Source organism: Lacihabitans sp. CCS-44, assembly GCF_024343735.1.
Lineage (GTDB): Bacteria > Bacteroidota > Bacteroidia > Cytophagales > Spirosomataceae > Leadbetterella.
On the sequence record NZ_RJUE01000006.1, the window covers coordinates 50,260 to 69,242 of the forward strand.

14 protein-coding genes are annotated in these 18,983 nt (G+C 36.9%); 11 read left to right on the top strand and 3 right to left on the bottom strand.

From position 1 onward, the window contains the following. Nucleotides 1-98: 98 nt before the first annotated feature. From EGI26_RS04960 to EGI26_RS04985, 6 genes are all read left to right on the top strand, one after another. Nucleotides 99-2,162, top strand: coding sequence for a fibronectin type III domain-containing protein (locus tag EGI26_RS04960; protein WP_255076776.1), 2,064 nt, complete (start codon nt 99-101; stop codon nt 2,160-2,162). Nucleotides 2,163-2,364: 202 nt separating this feature from the next. After that, a complete protein-coding gene (locus EGI26_RS04965; protein WP_255076777.1) occupies nt 2,365-5,598 on the top strand; it encodes a SusC/RagA family TonB-linked outer membrane protein in 3,234 nt (1,077 codons plus the stop codon). An 18-nt stretch (nt 5,599-5,616) separates the two neighbouring features. Then, nucleotides 5,617-7,254: a SusD/RagB family nutrient-binding outer membrane lipoprotein gene (locus tag EGI26_RS04970; RefSeq protein ID WP_310587944.1), complete on the top strand. Its 1,638-nt coding sequence runs from the start codon at nt 5,617-5,619 to the stop codon at nt 7,252-7,254. Nucleotides 7,255-7,272: 18 nt separating this feature from the next. Beyond that, a complete protein-coding gene (locus EGI26_RS04975) occupies nt 7,273-8,205 on the top strand; it encodes a hypothetical protein (protein WP_255076778.1) in 933 nt (310 codons plus the stop codon). A gap of 326 nt (nt 8,206-8,531) precedes the next feature. Then, the gene (locus EGI26_RS04980; protein ID WP_255076779.1) at nt 8,532-10,433 is read left to right on the top strand and encodes an ABC-F family ATP-binding cassette domain-containing protein; all 1,902 of its coding nucleotides are present in this window, start codon (nt 8,532-8,534) and stop codon (nt 10,431-10,433) included. Then, nucleotides 10,430-11,719 carry a type IX secretion system plug protein domain-containing protein gene (locus EGI26_RS04985; RefSeq protein WP_255076780.1) on the top strand — a complete coding sequence of 430 codons (1,290 nt, stop codon included), beginning with the start codon at nt 10,430-10,432 and terminating at the stop codon, nt 11,717-11,719. Before EGI26_RS04980 ends, EGI26_RS04985 begins: the two co-directional genes overlap by 4 nt. A 54-nt stretch (nt 11,720-11,773) precedes the next feature. Here EGI26_RS04985 and EGI26_RS04990 read toward each other — a convergent pair whose 3' ends face one another. Further along, nucleotides 11,774-12,409 carry a peroxiredoxin gene (locus EGI26_RS04990; protein WP_255076781.1) on the bottom strand — a complete coding sequence of 212 codons (636 nt, stop codon included), beginning with the start codon at nt 12,407-12,409 and terminating at the stop codon, nt 11,774-11,776. A 149-nt stretch (nt 12,410-12,558) separates the two neighbouring features. Here EGI26_RS04990 and EGI26_RS04995 point away from each other — a divergent pair, with 149 nt between their 5' ends. The 5 genes from EGI26_RS04995 to EGI26_RS05015 all read left to right on the top strand — a co-directional run bounded on the left by EGI26_RS04995 (nt 12,559) and on the right by EGI26_RS05015 (nt 15,760). Further along, entirely contained in the window at nt 12,559-13,185 is a 627-nt protein-coding gene (locus EGI26_RS04995) for an ABC transporter ATP-binding protein (protein ID WP_255076782.1), read from the top strand. 1 nt (nt 13,186) lies between these two features. After that, nucleotides 13,187-14,383, top strand: coding sequence for an ABC transporter permease (locus tag EGI26_RS05000; protein WP_255076783.1), 1,197 nt, complete (start codon nt 13,187-13,189; stop codon nt 14,381-14,383). Nucleotide 14,384: 1 nt separating this feature from the next. Then, nucleotides 14,385-14,828 (top strand): DUF3299 domain-containing protein, encoded by a 444-nt coding sequence (locus EGI26_RS05005; protein WP_255076784.1) that lies wholly within the window; start codon nt 14,385-14,387, stop codon nt 14,826-14,828. Continuing rightward, the gene (locus EGI26_RS05010) at nt 14,825-15,361 is read left to right on the top strand and encodes a hypothetical protein (RefSeq protein WP_255076785.1); all 537 of its coding nucleotides are present in this window, start codon (nt 14,825-14,827) and stop codon (nt 15,359-15,361) included. The genes EGI26_RS05005 and EGI26_RS05010 overlap by 4 nt, the downstream gene beginning before the upstream one ends. Before the next feature lie 63 nt (nt 15,362-15,424). Beyond that, nucleotides 15,425-15,760 (top strand): LytTR family DNA-binding domain-containing protein, encoded by a 336-nt coding sequence (locus EGI26_RS05015; RefSeq protein WP_255076786.1) that lies wholly within the window; start codon nt 15,425-15,427, stop codon nt 15,758-15,760. 32 nt (nt 15,761-15,792) lie between these two features. On the opposite strand, the gene EGI26_RS05020 is transcribed toward EGI26_RS05015, so the two are convergent. Both EGI26_RS05020 and rny read right to left on the bottom strand, forming a co-directional pair. Continuing rightward, complete coding sequence (locus EGI26_RS05020; protein ID WP_255076787.1) at nt 15,793-17,076, bottom strand: citrate synthase; 1,284 nt, start codon at nt 17,074-17,076, stop codon at nt 15,793-15,795. Nucleotides 17,077-17,379: 303 nt separating this feature from the next. After that, the gene (rny, locus tag EGI26_RS05025; RefSeq protein WP_255076788.1) at nt 17,380-18,945 is read right to left on the bottom strand and encodes a ribonuclease Y; all 1,566 of its coding nucleotides are present in this window, start codon (nt 18,943-18,945) and stop codon (nt 17,380-17,382) included. Between the last annotated feature and the right edge of the window lie 38 nt (nt 18,946-18,983).

An 18,983-nucleotide genomic window follows, 5' to 3' on the forward strand; every position in this document is an offset into this window, starting at 1 on the left:
TATTTGAATAGTAAAAAAGATATATTTTTTTTAAATATTACTATTTTTTGCATAATTTTACCCCAATACAAAATGCAATTCCTTAATTAATAAAGAAAATGAAAAAATTTCTAATTCTTTTTACGTGCTTTTTAGCTTATTTTAATTCGTATAGTCAACTGCCACCCGCACCTCCATCTGCCCTTGCTGGTTCTCAGGTAGGCTTGACTAATTCAATAAACTTAACATGGACTGCACCAGTAGGTCCATTTGATGGTTACAAGGTCTATTTTTCTAGCCCAGGTGATCCATTAGATTCCGCTAAAATCGCATCTTCTGCCACAGCCCTCAATATATCTGGTTTACTTTTCAATGAAACTTATACTATTTACATGAAAAGCTATAAACTTAAAGCTCCTTCTGACACTTTAAGATCAACAGCAACCCCAAGTGTAAATATTCTCATAATTGGTCTTGTTGCTCCAAGCCCTTCTGTCGACTTAAGTTTAGTAACTCATAACTCAATAGGTCTAAGGATTGACGACACAAGCCCCTACGAGTCAGGATTTGACATAGAATTAAATGAAAATGGGAACTCAACCATATTGACCGAAAACGCTGGAGTGTCTATTTACAGACCCTTAAATGGCTTAAAAGCCAAAACAAGCTACTCCATCAGAGTACGTGCAAAAGGTAATTCCACCCCAGGTCCTTGGTCACCTCTGATCTATGTATCTACTAAAGTAGGACTGCCTCCTGCTCCAGTTTTGAGTTCTGACTTAAACTGCCCGACACTCATTCACTTAAAGTGGACTATCCCTTCCCGCTCAGAAGACATTGAAGAATATATCCTAAAAAAATCATTTGACAATGCAACTTTCTTTGATTTAGATAAACCTGCTTTAGCTGCTACAGATTATTATGACCAAGCTGCTGTGCCTGGACAAACTCAATATTATGCACTTTTTACTAGAAACTCAACAGGTTCTACTCCTTCCAATAGTGTTGCGGTTACTGCTTTAGCTTATGTTAACCCTAACCCTCCGACGAATCCCATTTCAGATCAGAGCAATAAATCAAATAATCACCTCACAATAAGATGGACTAATGGTGCTGAAGATTTAAATTGTAGAACCAATATTAGAACCAATACTTATGTATTAATAAAAATAAACAACATTGGAAATTACGTAGAGTATGCCAATCTTCCTGGACCTGCAGGTTCTGTAAAAATAAGCAATCTAAAGCCTAAAGATATTGTAGACGTATCTATATTCTCTGTAAGTGATAAAGGAAAGTTTTCATCATCGGTATTCATAAGAGATACAACTGCTGGACCTCCATATCCACCAACCAATCCTATAGCAGTTTTGTATTATGACGCCTTAGGTAACCCAGCTTTTGATGTAAGTTGGAAAGACAACTCAAAAGATGAAGATTACTTTATTGTAGAAAGAAGTATAGATAACAAAAACTTTACTGAGCTCGGAAAAATAAAAATGGATTTAGTATCTTTCAAGGACTTAACCCCTGAAGAAGCTACATTGTACTATTATAGAATAAAGGCGGGAAGTAATACAGAGGGGGAATCAGCTTATTCTCCAATTATTGGCCCATTTATTATCAATCCAAGTAAAGCTCCAAATCCAGCTTATGGACTAAAAGCGATAGAAAATTCTGGAAAAGTGAACTTAGTTTGGTATGATGATTCAAAAAGAGAGGAAAATTACATTATAGAAAAATCTCTAGATTCAGGAGCAAATTACAGTTTAGTAGCCACTTTGGGAAAAAATGTAACAAGCTATACTGATGAAAATGTATCTTCAGGAAAAACTTACCTTTATAGGGTAATAGCAAAGAATGCGATTGGTGCTTCGGCAAACTCGAATATTGCCTCTGTAAAGATGAGTGGTACAGGATCTGTTCAGAGCCCTATAAGTTTTAGCATATATCCTAACCCTGCCTTCGAGATGATAAGCATAAAGTCTGAAGAACTAAAGGTAGAGTCAGTTTACACTTTAAAGATATTTGACAGAAACAATAGACAAGTTCTTAGTAAGGTTATTAAATTAAACAATACAGAAACTCTAGAGATACCAATTAATAACCTAGGTCAAGGCCTCTACAATGTTGTTTTAAGTAATGGAGAAACGAGTCTGACAAAAAAAATATTCAAATATTAACAAATAAAGGGCGACAAAAATTGCCCTTTATCCTCAGATATTACTGAATAATAGAACAATACAAAGAAGACTTTTTAAGATTTCAATATTTTAAATTTAGTATTATCAAACTTCGATTAATTGCTAATCGAAGTTTTTTTTTTGTTAAAAAATCATTATGTTTGCATAACAAATTTTTTTTATAACCTAAACTTAACAATGCATGAGAAAGAATTTACTTCTTGCCCTTGTGCTATTTTGCTCATCAATTGCGGCATTTGCCCAGAGTAAAATAAGCGGAAAGGTAACTTCAGCAGACGACGGATCAGGCATCCCTGGGGTGACTGTTCAAATCAAAGGTACCTCGAAAGGTACACAAACCGATCTAAATGGTGGCTACGAAATCGAGGCAGCCGCTGGTCAAACTCTCGTTTATAGTTTTGTGGGTATGGTGTCACAAGAGGTGGCAGTTGGCACAAAGTCTATTATCAATGTTGTTCTTGCAAACGACGCCAAAGCTCTATCAGAAGTGGTAGTAACAGCTCAAGGTATCGTAAGAGAGAAAAAAGCAATTGGTTACGCAGTTACTACGGTAGCCAGCGACCTAATTAACAATCGTCCTGAGGCTGACGTTAGCCGTATCCTTCAGGGAAAAGCTCCAGGAGTAAACATTACCTCTACTGGAGGTATGTCGGGTTCGGGTACAAACATCACTATCAGAGGGTATTCTTCTGCAACAGGTTCAAACCAACCTTTGTTCGTTGTTGATGGTGTTCCTTTTAACTCAGGAACAAACTCACAAGCAGGATTTACTACTGGAGGTCAAACAACTTCTAGCCGTATGTTAGACATTGACCCTAACAACATCGAAAGTGTTTCGGTATTGAAAGGTCTTTCTGCAACTGTATTGTATGGTGACCAAGGCCGTAACGGTGTTATTTTGATCACTACCAAATCTGGCGGTGGTAAAAGAAAAAATGCTGAAGTAAGCCTGAACCAATCGTATTTCCAAAATACCATTGCTTCATTGCCAGATTATCAGAACAATTATGGTGGTGGTTTCCAACAGTTAACTCCTCCATCTTGGTTCTTCTCTAACTGGGGTGCAAATTTTGCTGATCAAGCAACTACGAAACATCCCATCGGTCTTTCAGGCGTAGCAAAAATCAGAAACGCTTTCCCTGAGTATGCAGTAGACCCTACAAAACCTTGGGGTAATGGTGCAGCTGATATCTTGAACAACGTTGTGGATATTCCAAACATCGCTCAGGACAATATTGGAAAATCATTCTTCAGAAAAGGTAATGTATTCAATACTTCTGTTGCAATCTCAGGTTCATCTGACAAATCTGGTTACAATGCAAGTGTAGGATACCAAAATGAGGAAGGTTTTACTCCTGGTAATACTTTGAAGAAGCTTAACTTGGCTTTGGGTTTGAATTCTCAAATCACTAAAAAACTTTCAGTACGTTCTTCGTTTACTTATGCCAATACAGACATGGCTTCTCCTCCTTTGAACGCTGGATATGGTTCTGGCCCAGACGGAGGTATTCAGTCGATATTTGCAAACGTGATGTACACGCCTCGTAACGTAGATTTGGGTGGATGGCCTTATGAAAACCCTGTAGATAGAAGTTCTGTTTACTATAGAGGTGGTAATGACATCACTAACCCAATTTGGTTAGCAAAATACCATTCTGATAAAAGTTTTGTAGATAGATTCTTTACTTCTAGTTCATTGAATTATGATTTCAACAATGATTTCTCAATGACTTATCGTTTAGGATTTGATACTTATTCCGAGACTCAAGAGAGACAATACAATAAAGGAGCTACTGGTGGAAACGTAAACATCATCAACGGATTTTACCAAAGTGTTGCTATCAAAAATTCAATTTGGAATCATGATTTAATCTTGAATTACAACAAACAATTGTCTGACAAAATAAATTTGACTGCTTTGATTGGTGCTAACAATAGATTTGATCAGTACAGTCAATTTGGAATGGCAAGTACAGGTCAATTAACCTTTGGTTTGTTTAATCACTCAAACTTCACTGCCACTTCTAACAGATCTCTTGATGGAGGCGGTTTGAACTACCTAGAGCAAGAAAGAAGAATTGGCGTTTACTCAAACGTGGTTTTGGATTACAGCGACTACTTATTCTTGAATCTATCGGCAAGAAACGACTGGACTTCTACTGTAGAACCAGCTAATAGAAGAATTTTGTATCCAGGTGCAAGTGTTTCTTTTGTTCCTACTTCAGCATTTGATATGAGTTCAAAAATATTGAACGACTTGAAAATAAGAGCAAGTTATGGTACTTCTGCAGGTTTCCCATCGCCTTATAATACAAGAAATACACTTGCACAAAATGCAAGAGGATGGTCTAATGCAGCGGGTTCTCTTTCTTCAACTCAGTCTATTTCAAATGCTTTGGGTAATCCAAACTTGAAGCCTGAATTACACAAAGAGTTGGAATTTGGAGTTGAATCAGTAATGTTCAGTAATAGATTGAAATTTGACGTTTCAGTTTACGAAAAAACCACAAGAGATTTGATTACCAATGCACCAATTGATCCTTCTACAGGATATACCACTACATTTATCAACATTGGTAAAATTAGAACAAGAGGAGCTGAAATTGCTGCTACAGTAACACCAGTAAAAACATCTTCGGGTTTAACTTGGGATATAACAGCTAACTACGGAAAATATGCTACTACTGTGATGGAACTTGGTGGTGGATTAGAGCAAGTGGTAATCGCTGGATTTACCAGCTTGGGTAACTTTGCTATCCCTGGGCAGCCTTTTAACGTAATCAAAGGCTCGGGTATTGCTAGAAATGCAAACGGTGAGAAAATTGTATTGCCAAACGGTCAGTACAAAGCCACATCTGACCTTGCTACTTTGGGTGATCCAAACCCTGCGTTTACATCTTCATTGATCAACAACTTGAGTTATAAAGGTTTCAATCTTTCATTCATGTTTGAGTATCGTCACAAAGGTGTTATTTTATCAAATACAGTAAAAGGTGTATTGGCTAGAGGTCTTTCTAAAGATACTGATCAATTGGATAGAGATTTAACATTAATACTTCCGGGTGTTCAAGAAGACGGTAGCAAAAATACTGTTCAGGTAACTGCAGCTAATTACTTCTTTGACAACTACTTCTTTACTGACGAAGCGGTAACTTTTGACGGCAGTACAGCAAGATTAAGAGAAGCTTCTTTGAGCTATTCAATACCTACCAAAGTAATTGGTAAGACTCCATTCAAAAAGGCGTCTATCACGTTTACAGGTTCAAACCTTTGGTTCAGAGCATTGAACATGCCTAAATATGTAAACTTTGACACAGATGTATTGAGCTTAGGAGTTGGTAATGGATTAGGATTTGACTACTTGACTGGTCCTAGTTCTAGAAGATTAGGTGGTACTTTGAGCTTAACATTCTAATTATTTTAAAGAAGATTAATGATGAAAAGAAAAATAAATACTTTACTACTAGCACTTGGAGTGTTCTTAGTAAGTTCATGCGAATTGGATTATCTTGAAAACCCCAATGCCGTAACAGAAAGTAGTACAGATGCTGACTTTCTATTGAACAACATACAGTTGAGTTTCAGAAATATTTTCAGAGGTGTAAGTGATTCAGGTCAAAGATTGACTAGAATGGTAAACCAAGGTGCGAACACTTATGAAACTGCCTATACGCCCACTAGCTATGATGGTTTGTGGAGTAACAGTTATGCTGGAATCTTGGCTGACATAAAAGTTTTGAAAAAAATTGCAGCAGACAAAGGATTTAAGAGACATGCAGGTATTGCTAAAACATTAGAAGCATTCACTTTGATGACTTTAGTTGACGCATTTGGCAGTGTTCCTTACTCTGAAGCCTTGGACGCTAGTAATTTTAACCCAAAAGCAGATGATGGTGCTGCAGTGTATACTGCTGCATTGGAACTATTAAAATCTGCCAAGACTGACTTTGCTGGAACTGCAACTGGTACACCTAATGATTATTACTATGCTAATAATTATACCAGATGGACCAAATTGGTGAATACTTTGATGTTGAAATACCATTTGAACAGACGTTTGATTGACAAAGCAGGTTCAACTTCAGCTATTGCTGCTCTTATTACAGAGAACAACATGTTGGGTGTTGGTGATGAATTTACATTCAAATATGGTAGCTCTGCAAACGACCCTGATAGCCGTCACCCAGACTTTGCTGGTCAAGCACAAGCCGGTGGTGGAGACTATCAAGCGACGTTTTTTATGTGGCATTTGACAGAAGCAAAAGGATTTGACGATCCACGTGCTAAATATTATTTCTACCGTCAAGTAAGTGCTAATACTACTTCACCATCTGAAATGGAATGTATCACGCAGTTCAAACCTTCTCACTATCCAGAAGATATGGTTTTCTGTCTTCCTGGAGAAAGAGGATTCTGGGGCAGAGATCATTTGGACAACGACGGTATTCCACCAGATGGTTTGAAAAGAACACTTTATGGTGTTTATCCAGCTGGCTATAGATTTGATAACAATACCCCTGCTGCGGCTGGTTCTGCTGACATGGCTACCAACGGTGCGGGTATCTTACCAATCTTGTTGCCTTCATTTGTAGATTTTATGTTGGCTGAGGCTGCTCTTACATTGGGTACTGCTGGTGACGCAAAAGCCCTTATGGCTTCTGGTACTACAAAAAGTATCAACTTCGTAAGAACATGGTCTTTAACAACAAACCAAGCTGCTAAAATTACTGCGTTTGAGTCGACTACTACATTTGATGCTAATAGAACCAAATATTTGGCTGCTATAGCTGCTCAATATGATGCTGCTACAACAGAGGCTGCCAAAATGAAAATTTTAGGTAGAGAATATTGGATTTCTCTTTATGGAAATGGGGTTGAGGCTTATAATCTATACAGAAGAACTGGTCAACCGAGTGGAATGCAACCAGGCCTTCAACCAGCTGTTGGTAACTTCCCTAGATCGTTTATTTATCCTTCTGTATATGTAAACACCAACTCAAATGCGAAGCAAAAAGCCGATTTCAAAGTAAAAGTATTCTGGGACAACAATGCTGACGGCTTTATTAACTAATTCTAAATTGAGAATAAAATGAAAAAAATAAAATTAATATACTCTCTGTTGGCAGCTATGTTTGTTGCTACATCGTGTACAGATTTTGTTGATCCGGCTATACCTTATAATGGTTTTGAGACGGGTACATATCTGAAAACTATCAAAACGCCAGCGGCAATCAACTTCTTTGATTTAGAAAACTCTCCTTTTAACATTCTTTTGGAATGTCACGCGGTGGATAAAACCAACAATGTTAAGAATGTTGATGTTTATGTTAACCATAGAAGAGGCAATACGGTAACTAAAGAAGTTTTGTTAGGTAATGTTGATGGTTCTACTTTTGCAACTACTGCAGACTCTAAATGGCCGAGAAGTACAGTAAACTTCCCTATGGCTACCGTCTTATCTAAATTGGGTTTTTCTAAAACCAATTTAAAGGGTGGAGACTTCATAGAGTACCGTTTGGTATTAACTACCTTGGATGGGAAAACATTCTCAAACAACAACATGAGCCCAACGCTTACTGAAGCATATTATACTTCTCCATTCTTCTACAGGGTGGCTGTTGTTTGTCCTTCTGCGTTAGCTGGAACTTATGATTATACTACTACAGATATCGCTGGATCAGTTGCTGATGGAGCCAATCCTGCCGCTTGTGGAACAGGTGTATCTGGTAAGGTTACCATAACTGCTACCGCAACTGCGGGTGAGTATTCGTTATCAGATGGTACTTTTGGTCAATATGCATGTGCTTGGAATGACAATCCAGCTACTGGTTCTATCAGATTTACTGATGCCTGTGGTAAAATTGGAATGAAAGGTACTGACCAATATGGACTAGCTTATAGCTTATCTTATATCAGCCATTCTGGTACTGAATTGAAATTCAAATGGCAAAATAACTTTGGAGATTCAGGTATAACTACCTTAAAAAGATCTTCAGGTACTTGGCCAGCTGGTTTGAACTAATATTGTTTTTTTGATATTAAAAAAAGCAAGACTTCGGTCTTGCTTTTTTTGTTTTACTGTTGCACACCTTTGCAAATTTATGGCTTTATCAAATCATTTGGAGATTGAGCTATTATTACCATTTTTCAAATCGTTAATTGCAAATGTTTTTCTTGTAGCACAGCGATTTGAAAAATCGCAATACGCAATTACTTTAGGTTTTATCAAATGAATTAAAAAATTACTTTACGTTTGAGTGAATTGGAAAATCGCTCTATAAGGTTCTCTATGTATTCTGTAATTAAAAGCGTAATTTTGCATTTTATAATTACCAGAGAAATTACTTAATGTTAACGATAAACAATCTTTCTTTTTATTTCGGCGGTAGAGCCATTTTTGAAGACGCCAACTTACAGATAAAACCCAAAGACAAAATAGGTCTCATAGGTTTAAATGGAAAAGGAAAATCAACACTTCTGAAAATAATAGTAGGAGAATACCAACCCGACGCTGGAAATATTTCTAAATCTGGGGATTGTACCATCGGTTTCTTAAACCAAGACCTCCTCTCCTATCAAACCGACGACAGTATTTTGAATGTGGCCATGCAAGGCTTTGAACGCCAGCTAGAGCTACATCACCAAATAGAAGAAGTGCTGCACCAAATGGAAACCGACTATAAAGATGAGTTGGTAGAGAAATTGGGCGAATTACAACATGAATTTGATATTCTGGATGGATATTCAATCGAATCTAAGGCTGAGGAAATTCTCGAAGGTTTAGGATTTAAAACATGGGAACTTCACAAACCACTTAGGCAGTTTTCTGGTGGATGGAGAATGAGGGTGATGTTGGCAAAACTCCTTTTAGCCAAGCCAGCTATTTTACTACTCGATGAACCCACCAACCACCTTGATTTACCTTCGATTCAATGGGTGGAGAAATATATAGCCAACTATGAAAATGCCGTTGTGGTCGTTTCGCACGATAGGCAATTTCTTGATAATGTGTGTACGACCACCGTTGAAGTGGCAAATACAAAACTCAACTATTACCCGGGCAACTATTCGTTTTTTGTAGAAGAAAAAGCACTCAGAAACGAAATTCAGAAAGGAGCTTATGAGAACCAACAAGCTCAAATCCGCCAAACTGAAAGGTTTATAGAACGTTTTAAAGCCAAAGCTACAAAAGCTCGTCAGGTACAGTCTAGAGTGAAAGCCTTGAACAGAATGGATGTGATTGACGACGTAATAGACGATGCGGCGAAAGTGCACTTCAAGTTCAAATTTGGCACGCAACCAGGTCGAAATGTGATGGAATTAGACAACATTTCGAAGGAATATCCCAACAATCCGATTCTGAAAAACACAACTGCTACAATAGAACGTGGGGATAAAATAGTTTTGATTGGAGCCAACGGAAAAGGAAAATCGACGTTACTGAGAATAATAGCAGGTACAGAGCAAGTAAAAGGTGAAAGAAAACTTGGACATAATGTAAACTTCTCATTTTATGCTCAGCACCAATTGGAATCGCTACATCTAGAAGAAACATTACTTGAAGAACTAAAATATGCCGATTCTTCAAAATCTGAAACGGAATTGAGATCCGTGTTGGGTTGTTTTCTGTTTGGGGGAGAAGATGTTTTCAAAAAAATAAAGGTATTATCAGGCGGCGAGAAATCTAGGGTAGCCTTAGCCAAGATATTGATTTCAGAGGCCAACTTCTTGCTACTGGATGAGCCTACCAATCACTTGGACATGCAATCTGTGAATATTTTGGTGCAAGCTCTGGATCAGTATGAAGGGACTTTTGTGGTGGTTTCGCACGATAGACACTTTATCAGCCGAGTTTCTAATAAAGTGTGGTATATAGAAGACCAAGAAATAAAGCAATTCCCAGGCGGGTATGATGAATTTGTAACTTGGATGGAAGACAATGGTAAAACTTTAGACGAACCCATAAGAAAAGCCGTTAAAGAACCTGAAGTAAAAGTTAAGAAAGCCACTGAACCAAAACCTGTAAAAAAAGAGAACAAGAAATTAGAAAAAGAGATTAGTGATTTAGAAGAAAAAATAACCGCTACAGAAGAAAAAATCAGTTTGACCGAAAATCAGCTGGCAGATCCCGAGGTTTTCTCTAATCCTGAGGCTTTGAAAAAAGCCAATGCAGAATATGCCAATCTAAAAAAAGAACTATCGTCTTTGAACGATACTTGGGAAGAAAAAATGATAGAATTGGAAGCATGAAAAAAAAGATAGTTTATATTTTCATTTCTATAATTTTGACAGTTGGAGTAGGAAATATATTCGCCTCTAAAACCTCAATTATAGCTCAGTATGGCAACAAAAATGACTATATAAAAACCATTTTACTTTACGGCTACAGTCCCAATGACAACTTTAACGAGCGATACAACAATGCTGCTGTGATAAATAGAAGTATTGCCAATTCAAATCTGATCCTTGAATTTGATGACTTAAGAGCGAAATATGCCTCGTTTAGTGCTAGAATAATTCATTGTGACTACAACTGGGAAAAGTCAAATTTGGCCGAAATGGAATATCTCGAAGGCTTCAATGAGTTTTTTATCAACAATTATGATGTTTCTCAAAATACCAAAACACCCTATTATCATTATAGTTTTAAACTTCCAAAAACAAAAATAAGCGGGAATTTTATTCTGCAAGTATTTGAGAATCAGACCGGAGGAACACCGTCTTTTGAAAGAAAATTTAGAGTTTTTGACCAAATGATAGGCATAGATGGCGAAATTATACCCGCTCAAGATCCTCAATATTGGAAAACTCACCAGCAACTCAACATGAAATTAGACCTTGGAAATTATAACATTTCGTTCCCCCAAAAAGAACTAAAGATAGTCATCAGACAAAACCAACGAGAAGACAAACTGACCACAATAAAAAATAATGACCTCGTAAACTCGGGTAGAAATTCGTTTTCCCTAAAATACTTTGACAGTGATAATCTTTTTAAGGCAGGTAATGAATTTAGATTTGTGGATTTGTCAAGTTCATTTAAGAAAGGCCAAAATATCCAAGAAATAAAACTAGGAACACCTGATGAGATATCAGTGGTAACTCAGAACAAAAGATCAAACAAAGGATATTTGAATGCCTATGACAACGATGGCGGGTACCTAATAACGAACCTAGAAAACGGCGAAATTGATCTTAATTCCGACTATTTAGATGTACTGTTTACACTGAATACTCCCTATGAAGAATCTGGCAATAAACCAATGATAGCTGGTAAGTTGGTAGATTGGGAAAATACCGAATTGGATTTTAATCCTAACACTCAACTTTATGAGAAAACACTTACACTCAAACAAGGTGTTTATGATTTTGGATTTACGCTGAAAAATGTGGTCACTAAAAAAGTAGACGAAGATATATATGAAGGAAATTTCTCAGATACAAACAACACCTATGAGGTTTTTATTTACCACAAACCTCCCGGCAAACGTTCAGAGTTGTTAGTTGCCTATCAGATGCTTAGAAACAGACAATAAAAAATGGCCAAATCTTAGATTCAGCCATTTTCTTGATTTATTCTTAATCAAAAATTACTTGTTAGGCTGAGGCGTATAACGCAAGTAAGGTTTTACCTCCCTCACTCCTTTCGGAAACTTCTCTATAGCATCAGCCGTAGAAATAGAAGGCACTACAATGGCATCGTCGCCGTCTTTCCAATCTGCTGGTGTAGCAACAGAATATCGAGCTGTAAGTTGCAACGAATCTATCACTCTCAACAACTCTTGGAAGTTCCTTCCCGTAGATGCCGGATAAGTGAGCATAAGTTTAATTTTTTTATCTGGTCCAATGATAAATACGGAACGCACTGTAGCTTTTTCCGAGGCATTGGGATGAATCATGTCATACATTTCTGCAACAGTTTTATCAGGATCAGCTATAATTGGAAAGTTCATTTTAACCCCGTTAACTTCTTCGATATCAGGCACCCACTTATTGTGAGACTCTAAACTATCAACCGAAATGGCTATTACCTTAACTCCTTTTTCCTCAAAATCACCCTTCAGTAAGGCCGTCTTACCCAATTCAGTAGTACAAACTGGTGTAAAGTCAGCCGGATGTGAAAATAACATACCCCAAGAATCTCCCAACCATTCATGAAAATTGATGTGCCCTTGGGTAGTTTCTGCAGAAAAATCTGGTGCGATATCGCCTAGTCTTAGTGACATATTTTTAATAATTTAATTGTTTTTGTATCCTTCTTTACAACAAAATAAATTGCTTTAAAATTGCATATTTATTTATTTTCCAAATTAAAGTAAAAAGCGTTTTTGATTAATGCCAAACTCGATTATTTTTGAATAAATAATAAAGATTAATGCTTCAAACAAATTCTTTGAAATTTTCCTATCAAAACAGCCAAGTGTTTAGTTTCCCCGATATCTGTTGCAGTAGTAAGGAAACATTACTAATTCTTGGCAATTCAGGAACGGGTAAAACTACCCTTCTAAATTTGCTCTCCCTGCTACTGAACCCCGCCGAAGGCAATGTAAATATCAACAATATCAATACTTCAACACTCAATGAAAAAACAAGAACAGACTTTAGAGCCAAAAACGTTGGAATAGTTTTCCAAAAACCATACTTCGTAAATGCATTAAACGTTTCTGAAAATCTTGTTTTGGCTAATTATTTAGGTAATTACCCAATTGATAAACAGAAGGCTGCCGAATTAGCACAAAATCTGGGATTCCATCATCTATTGTCAAAAAAAGTACAAGAACTTAGTGGTGGTGAACAACAGAGAGTTTGCATAGCTAGGGCATTGATGAATAGTCCAAAAGTAATATTTGCTGATGAACCTACCTCAGCTCTTGACGATGAAAACTGTGAGAAAGTAGCCGACTTACTCGAAAAACAATCACAAATAATTGGAGCGGCGTTAATAATTGTCACTCACGACTACAGACTAAAAACAAGATTTTCCAACCAAATAACACTTTAAAATGCTTCTAAAAATAGTCTGGAAAAACATTTGGGCAAAAAAACTAAATAGCTTCCTGTGCATATTGTTGATGATGTTTGGTATCAGCATAATTTCTCTTTTAATCAACATCGGGAACCAACTTCAAGATAAATTCTCCAAGAATATATCAGGCATAGATATGGTGGTAGGTGCTAAGGGTAGCCCATTACAGCTGATTCTCTCTGGTGTATATCAGATTGACGCCCCTACTGGCAATATTCCTATGTCAGAGCTTCAATCACTTCAGATGAATCCACTGGTAAAACAGGTATTTCCACTATCTATGGGAGACAACTATCAAGGATTTAGAATTGTTGGTACTATTCATCCATATCTTAAACATTTTGAGGCCGATTATGCCGAAGGTGTTGGTTTCAAAACCAATATGGAAGTTGTAATAGGGTCAACGGTAGCAAAAAAGCTCAAATTAAAACTCAATGATTCTTTCGCTTCGTCACATGGATTAGAAAAAGAGGGAGAAGCACATGGAGATAAAAAATACAAAGTGGTGGGTATTTTGAAGTCCAATAATTCGGTGATTGACAATTTAATACTTTGTAATCTGAATAGCATTTGGGAGATTCATGAACACGAAGATGTGGAAATGCATGAAGGTGAAGCACATGAAGAGAAACAAAATATCACCTGTGCATTGGTTAAGTTTAGGTCGCCGATGGGTCTGATGACCATACCTAGGTTAATCAATCAAAATACGCAAATGCAGGCGGCATTACCAGCTATTGAAATCAACAGGCTATTTGAACTTATGGGGATAGGTATTGATGCTTTCAAGGCACTTGCAATAGCCATTATGCTCATCAGTGGCATAAGTGTATTTGTAACCCTTTATAACGCACTAAAAGAACGCAAATATGAAATGGCTTTGATGCTATCGATGGGAGGCAAAAGACTGGTACTATTCTTCATGCTTATGCTGGAAGGTTTAATATTGAGTATTTCTGGCTTTGTATTGGGTATAATTCTGAGCAGAATAGGGCTATTCCTAGCCTCCAGACTGCTTGACCAAAACTTCAACTTTAATCTTCATCTAACTATGCTTCAAAAAGAAGAAATATATTTGTTGATTGCAGCGTTATTAGTTGGTATTTTTGCAGCATTGATACCGTCTTTAGGCATATATAAAATAAATATTTCAAAAACATTGGCAAACGATTAAAATGAAAAAAAATCTTACATTCATATTTTTGCTTCTCGCTATTCCTGTTTTGGTAATGGCTTTAGCTCCCATAAAAATTACTTGGGAGAATCTTAGAGATGTTACTTTTAAAAAAAAATGGAATGCTTCTGAAAATATGTTCGTCTTAGAGCCGCAGTTTGGTGCAAAAGTAAACGCCTTAAAGGGCAAAGAAGTAGCTCTTACTGGCTATATGATACCGGTAGATGTAGATGCCAATTATTATGTACTTTCGGCCAATCCCTTTGCCTCATGTTTTTTTTGCGGACAAGCTGGGCCAGAGTCGGTGGTTTCTGTAAAGTTTAAGAAAGTCACGAAAAGATTCGACACTGATGACAGACTCACCATAAAAGGTATATTTACGCTCAACACAGACGATATAAACGAACTAAATTACATTATAGATAAAGCAGAAGTAGAACTATGAAAAACAAATTAGCATTAACCTTAATCATTACTTTAGTTAGTTTTGGAAGTGTACTCGCTCAATATGAAAACAATTGGGCTGTAGGACTGAAAGTTGGCGAACCTCTAGGGCTGAATATCAGAAAGTATTTTTCTTATGGTGATAGAGTTTTTGATGTGAATATTGGTAGTTATGGTTTTTTGTATGGAAGAGAAAGGAATTATGGAAAAGACCAAATATATAATGAAGCAGGAGTAATGGTTCAAGGTATTTACCAATTTCATAGAAGTCTTGGAAAAAATGATAAACTGCATGCTTATTATGGATTTGGGGGACAGATAAACTCTAGAAATAGAGCTCCAAAACTAGGAGAGAGAGATGCCTTTAGAGTAATTTCTTTGGGACCAGCAATAAACTCAGGACTGGAATTTAGTATCCCAGAAAACGATATGGCGGTTTTTATAGATGCTGGAGGTTATCTAGAAATTGCTCCTAAGCCATTCTTTATGGCCCCCAACATTAACTTGGGCCTGAGAATCAACATTGTTAAATAAATTTCTAGTTAGTTTCCAACCTTTCTGCCTTTTTTTGAGTCTAAAGTGAAACACCACGCTTTTATGGATTCAAAAGTACATTTAGTTGGCAAAACCAACGTGACACCCAGTAATATTATTTTTTTTAAGGCTGAAGCAAACTATTCAGAGGTTTTTATGACCAACGGACAAAGGATAGTTTTATCGAAGACTTTAAAGCAAATGGAAACGCTATTTGCTCCATTTGGATTTTATCGTCCTCACAAATCCTTCCTTATTAATCTTCGGCATGTTATTTCATGTTCGGTCCATACTAATAGGCAAATAGAGCTTACCAATAACTTTAGAGCTGACCTGAGCCGAAGAAAAAAGAACGATTTTATGGAAATTAGAAACAACAAAAAAGTCTCCCATTGCTGAGAGACTTTTCATAGTATAAGAATAAAGGTATATTATCTTTTTGATTTTTCAACAAACGCCTTGTTCGTAGGACCAGTATATATCTGACGTGGTCTTCCAATCGCTTGCTTTTGATCACGAAGTTCTAGCCACTGAGCAATCCATCCTGGTAAACGACCAATCGCAAACATTACTGTAAACATATTGGTAGGTATGCCCAATGCTCTGTAGATTATACCTGAATAAAAATCTACGTTTGGATATAATTTTCTAGAAACAAAATACTCATCTTTCAGAGCTGCCTCTTCCAATCCTTTGGCGATTTCTAAAACTGGATCATTAACACCCAACAGTGACAACACATCATCAGCTGCTTTTTTGATTATTTTAGCTCTTGGGTCAAAGTTCTTGTAAACTCTATGTCCAAATCCAAACAATCTGAAACCAGAATTTTTGTCTTTCGCTTTATCAATATATTTCTGAACATCCCCTCCATCATTTCTTATTTCTTCCAACATCTCTATAACCTCTTGATTGGCACCACCATGCAACGGCCCCCAAAGGGCAGAAATACCAGCCGAAATACTTGAATAAATATTGGCCTTCGATGAACCTACCAATCTTACAGTAGAAGTCGAACAGTTTTGCTCATGATCGGCGTGCAAAATCAATAATTTATTCAGAGCAGAAGAAACTTTAGGATCTACTTTATAATTTTCTACTGGCAAAGCAAACATCATGTGAAGGAAATTAGAGCAATAGTCTAATTCATTCTTTGGATAATTTATAGGATGCCCTTGTGATTTCTTGTAGCACCAGGTGGCCAAAGTTGGAAACTTAGCCAAAAGACGAATAATATGAAGCTCTGTACTATCTGGTTTTTTATCGTCAAAAGAATCTGGATAGAAGCCTGACATGGCACTTGCAAGAGCCGACATGATACCCATTGGGTGAGCGTTGACAGGGAAACCATCAAAGATTTTCCTCATGTCTTCGTTAACCATAGTGTGTTTGGTGATTTTGTTCACAAACTCGTCATACTGAGCAGTTGTTGGTAGCTCACCGTATATTAGCAAGTAAGCCACTTCAAGAAAATCAGCCTTATCAGCCAAGTCTTCTATTGAATAACCTCTGTATCTAAGAATTCCTTCCTCACCGTCAAGAAATGTGATATCACTTGTGGTAGAACCAGTATTTTTAAAACCTTCATCTATGGTAATATATCCTGTTTTTGCCCTTAAATTAGAGATATCAATCGCTTTTTCGTTCTCAGAACCCTCAATTACAGGAAACTCAAACTCTTGCCCATCTATTATAATTTTTACCGACTCCGCCATATTTTTTTTAAATTAGTATTAACCCCTATATTATCGTGCTAATTTACTAAAAATAGTACAAATGTCAAAAAAAATAAAAAATAAAACTTCTGAATATTTATTTCGTCAAATATGAACCACATTTTGACAAAAAAAGCACACTTTTTTTAATTAAAAGGCTAATAGAAGTACTTTTCTGTATAATTACAAAAAGTGCTTTTTTAAAATATTTAATAATTTAGCAAAAAAATAACCGAAGAATCATCTTCGGTTATCTTGGTAAAGTTCAATATTTGTTCTTTTTCGAATTCTCTTATCTAAAATTTACTTGGCGTATGCTACACTTCTCATTTCTCTGATTACGCACACTTTTATCTGACCTGGATATTGCATTTCCTTCTCTATTCTTTGTGATATATTAAAAGACATCATGTTTGCTTCATCGTCTGTAATATGTTCAGCGTCTACTATTACTCTTAGCTCTCTACCAGCTTGAATAGCATAGCACTTTTCTACACCTTTAAACGACAAGGCCAAATCTTCCAAGTCCCTCAATCTCCTTGCATAAGACTCCATCATCTCACGTCTGGCTCCAGGTCTTGAGCCCGATATGGCGTCGCATACTTGAATTATTGGGGCTATTATACAAGTCATCTCGATTTCGTCGTGGTGGGCACCTATAGCGTTAATTACCTCTGGATGTTCTTTGTATTTTTTGGCCATTTCCATACCTAAAATGGCGTGCGGAAGATCTGATTCTTCTTGGTTTACCTTGCCAATATCATGCAATAAGCCCGCTCTTTTAGCCAATTTTACATTCAAACCCATTTCAGCAGCCATGGTAGCACAAAGCTTGGCAACTTCTCTTGAGTGCTGCAATAGATTCTGTCCATAAGATGACCTAAACCTCATGCGACCAACCATCTTTATAAGCTCCGGATGAAGACCATGGATGCCCAAATCTATCACTGTCCTCTCACCTATTTCTATCACTTCATTGTCTATATCCTTGCGTGTCTTATTCACAATCTCTTCAATACGAGCAGGGTGAATACGTCCGTCCTGCACCAAACGGTGCATCGAAAGCCTTGCAACTTCTCTTCTTACAGGGTCAAAACTAGATATTACAATGGCTTCAGGGGTATCATCCACAATGATTTCTACACCTGTGGCTGCCTCCAAAGCTCGGATATTTCTACCTTCTCTACCTATAATTTTACCTTTAATTTCGTCACTTTCAATATTGAAAACAGAAACACAGTTTTCTATGGCTTGCTCAGCGGCTGTTCTTTGAATAGTCTCAATGACTATTTTTTTCGCTTCTTTGGTAGCAGACAATTTTGCCTCTTCGATAGATTGCTTAATAAAACTGGACGCCCTTGTTTCTGCCTCTTCTTTAAGTGCATCTACCAGTTGCTGCTTGGCTTGCTCGGCTGTAAGGTTAGCGATTTTCTCCAGCTGAGAAACTTGCTGCTGATGTAGTTTTTCAGCCTCATCTCTCTTCTTAGAAGCTAATTCTATTTGCTCCTCAAGTTTTCCTGTTTTGTTGGTCAACTCTGTTTGTAGCCGGTTGTTTTGTTCTACCTGTTGAGTGGCCTGCTGCTGTTGCTGTTTAATCTTCTGTTCATTCTGATTCAATGTATTTTTTCTGGCATTTACATCTTCGTCAAATTCCGATTTTAACTTTAAAAAATGTTCTTTGGCTTCCAACATCTTATCTTTTTTGATGTTTTCAGCGTTATTTTTTGCATTTCTAATGATTTCTTGAGCCGATTTATTGGCTTCTTCTTCTTGATTTGCGAGGTTTTTCTTCATTAGGTTCTGCCCAACGAAATAACCAATTGCTAGGCCTACTACGAGTCCTACAATTATAAAAAGATATACTGGCATGTTTTAAAATTTTAAATTTTAATAATATCGAAACTTCC